Source organism: Psychrobacter sp. Ps7 (assembly GCF_022129225.1).
GTDB classification, from domain to species: Bacteria; Pseudomonadota; Gammaproteobacteria; order Pseudomonadales; family Moraxellaceae; genus Psychrobacter; species Psychrobacter immobilis_A.
This window is the reverse complement of the sequence record NZ_JADQAH010000068.1, coordinates 1-3,122: the sequence shown is the minus strand read 5'-3', so window position 1 is coordinate 3,122 and position 3,122 is coordinate 1. Positions and strand designations below refer to the sequence as shown.

Genomic DNA, 3,122 nt, shown 5'->3' with positions numbered 1-3,122 from the left:
TTCGCCGGTGTTGTTAATTTCGAGCTTGGTTTATGACTTTTGCAAGAGGTCTATTATATATCTGATCGCATTGTATCTATAAAAAGGCAAATAAACAATTAAAATACCTCAGCTATCATCCTTGCTTTAATACTCGATAAACCGTAGCCACCCCAACACCAACTGCCTTAGCGATCTCCTCTTTTGTCATATTTTTTTGACTGTCTAATTCTCTGATACGATTGTGTTTCGTTGTATTAGGCTTCTTACCAGTGGGCTTATAGCCACTGTTAGCCAGTCCCTGTTTGATACGCTCTCTACGCTTATCGTTATCAAGCTTTGCCATCGTTGCTAATAAGTCGATCAGCATGTCGTTAATTACCCTGAGGATGTCGCCTGTCATACCCTTGCTAACCGTATGTGTGGTTGGTAGGTCAGCCACCACCAATCGTAAGCCCTTGTCTTTGATACGCTGCTTTAGAATTGCAAAATCATCTTGAGATAGCCTGCTTAATCTATCCACGCTTTCAACCAACAGAATATCGTCTTGGTTGGCATCATCAAGTAACTTAGTGAGTGCCGGTCTATCTAGCTTAGTACCACTGAAATGCTCAACGTAATCAACATGGTTATCATCGTAACCTGTACTGAAAGTCACTAAATCAGATAATGCTCTGGTAGCGTCTTGATCCTTAGTGCTGGCTCTCACATAAATACGAATGGTCATAACGCCACCTCTATTACTTAGACTTAATAATTAATGTTTATTGATAATAGCAAGATATTACTATCATTTAATATCATAGACAAGTCTAATGATAGATAAATTATTATTTAAAGGTTTTATGTTTTAGGTATAGGCTAATGATAGGAAAAAAGCACAGCAACCAGTCCTATAATTCTAAAGTCTGTTATAGATGGTTCCATATTAACAGTCTGTTTTAAGTGGTCTGTTAATAGGTTTGAAGGGTGAAATAACTGGTTCCCTTGGGGTATACCTTCACTGGTTCGGTGCACTATAAGGGCATCGGATAGCTTAGAAACCACTAGACCAACAAAGTTTATTTAATTCGTACTCATCTATCAAAAAATCATCAAGATGATCTTTAAAGCCTGGCTTGTCACTAAGGGTTTTAATAGCCTTTTCTGCCTCTTGTTTAGAGTCATAAACGCCTAATAATCTCATGTTTTCGGTCAAACCATCAATAGCATGTTCAAGAACATATACTGTCTTCATTAAAAACCTCCATAAAAAAACATAGCTAAGTAGGAATAACATATTTTAGAGTTAAAAAAATAACGGTTATCAGGTATACCTATAAGGGACCACTCAGGCCCTCTCACTGGTTTGGTTTCCTATATAAGGATCTAACGTGTTCCAACAATAGTAAAAATTGTTAATTTATATTTTTATGTTAGGTGATAGGGGTTAATAGCTTTATGAGAGATGAATTAGAAAATACTAAGTCCACACAGAAAAACTCAATTCATAGAAAAATTGGTTTAGGCATTTATATCATATTTGCTGTGATCTATTATTTTTTTATGAAAGACATGTTTCTTGATGGAACTTTCTTCCTTATAGTAGGTATAGCGCTTCTTTTAATTATTATATTTAAATTCTTTAAAGACCATACTTACGATTTTCAGGTTATAGCAGTTTGTATGTATTTTCTTATATTTGGTTCAGTTCATATTCTGCAATTGAGTCCATTAATTTTAGTTGTAGCTGGCATTGTATTAGTAATAGTTACGATATTTCCACACTCAAGGTCAGTTAAAAAAGGTTAGTGTTACCTTGATTAACTAAAAGGACAAGCAGTCATGAAAAAGAGACTAGCAGTATTTTTGCTGACGTGTATTATGCTGACAGGGTGTACTAAAGTTATTGATACTCAGAGGGAGAGCACTCAAAACAATGTTCCAACCGTAAAATCTGATGTTGAGAAGGATTTTGAAAATCTCACATTACAAGCTAATCTAGGAGATGCTTCAAGCCAAGCGGAATTAGGGCTTATATACTACTATGGTAGAGGCGTTCCTCAAGATTATTCAAAAGCATTTTATTGGTTACAACAAGCAGCTAACCATGGACATAAAGAAATGCAGGGGATGCTGGCATTGATGTATGAGAAGGGTCAAGGCGTAGATCAAAACGATGCTAAAGCGTTTGAGTTATATCAAAACTTAGCCAATGACGGTATTGACTTATACCAATCAAAAATTGGAGATATGTACCTTAAAGGTAAAGGTACAACCCAAAGTGATACGAAGGCTTTTGAGTGGACGCGCAAGGCAGCTTTGCAGGATCTTCCAATGGCTCAATCAGGGCTGGCAGTATTCTATGAGAAGGGTATCAATATACAGCAGGATAAAAACAAAGCGCTAGAATGGTATCAAAAGTCTTGCAGCAATGGATATCCGTTTGCCTGTGCTGAGTATCGAAGACTTTATCAAAAATAGATATCTGAAATCTAAATACCTCCTCAAAAATTAGGGTTATAACCTACAGTTCGATGTCTGACCCCTGCCGTCGATGCCGTACACTCAAGCTTTGGAAGTTTTAGTCAGACAACTAGCAGAAATTTTTTAGATATACCTATCTTTTAAGCTACAACAAAGAAAAAATTCTGGCTATCACATATTTCTTTAACGTCTATTTCTTTATAGTTCTTATCGGACGACTTATACTCATTAGGTAATGACCCCTGCTGTCAAATCCGTACAGTTAAACTTGGGAGATTTTAATCATACAGCTCGATGCCTGTATAGGGCGCCAAATCAGTGAGAGCACCTGATTGCCCCCCTCCCCATAGGTATACCTATCGACCTCTCCTAAGGCATATCAACCACCTTATGATTAAATGAGTCAATAGAATCAGCCCTATAGTAAATGGTAAAAAAAGAGAACTTTGAACTACCGCTTGTGCCGCAGTCAATTCGACCTCTTTCATATTAACTGCATACCAATTAATCGGATAAAAAACTTCACTAATCAGAAAAATTATCACAAAAGGTAAGGCAAATAGTAAGCCATAGACAGCTGTATATTGATAAGAAGACGGAGATAATTTATCAATGACACAATATGAGCTATGCTGAAGAAACCGTACAACTAAACTTGGTAAACTAAGCGTATTAAT

Annotated in this window: 5 protein-coding genes; 2 read left to right on the top strand and 3 right to left on the bottom strand. The window is 36.5% G+C overall.

Annotated features, from left to right (window positions below):
• Window positions 1-115: 115 nt before the first annotated feature.
• On the bottom strand, window positions 116-706 hold the full coding sequence (locus tag I3257_RS14005) for a recombinase family protein (protein ID WP_238050154.1): 591 nt from the start codon (window positions 704-706) through the stop codon (window positions 116-118).
• Window positions 707-1,015: 309 nt separating this feature from the next.
• Window positions 1,016-1,216, bottom strand: a complete 201-nt coding sequence (locus I3257_RS14000; RefSeq protein ID WP_041773880.1) for a hypothetical protein — start codon at window positions 1,214-1,216, stop codon at window positions 1,016-1,018.
• Between the two features lie 203 nt (window positions 1,217-1,419).
• On the opposite strand from I3257_RS14000, the gene I3257_RS13995 reads away from it, so the two are divergent.
• Both I3257_RS13995 and I3257_RS13990 read left to right on the top strand, forming a co-directional pair.
• Window positions 1,420-1,770: a hypothetical protein gene (locus I3257_RS13995; RefSeq protein WP_036600603.1), complete on the top strand. Its 351-nt coding sequence runs from the start codon at window positions 1,420-1,422 to the stop codon at window positions 1,768-1,770.
• Window positions 1,771-1,803: 33 nt separating this feature from the next.
• Window positions 1,804-2,442, top strand: coding sequence for a tetratricopeptide repeat protein (locus I3257_RS13990; RefSeq protein WP_011954796.1), 639 nt, complete (start codon window positions 1,804-1,806; stop codon window positions 2,440-2,442).
• A gap of 359 nt (window positions 2,443-2,801) precedes the next feature.
• Here the strand turns inward: I3257_RS13990 and I3257_RS13985 are convergent.
• Window positions 2,802-3,122: hypothetical protein (locus I3257_RS13985; RefSeq protein ID WP_238050153.1), on the bottom strand; the 321-nt coding region annotated here is incomplete at its 5' end.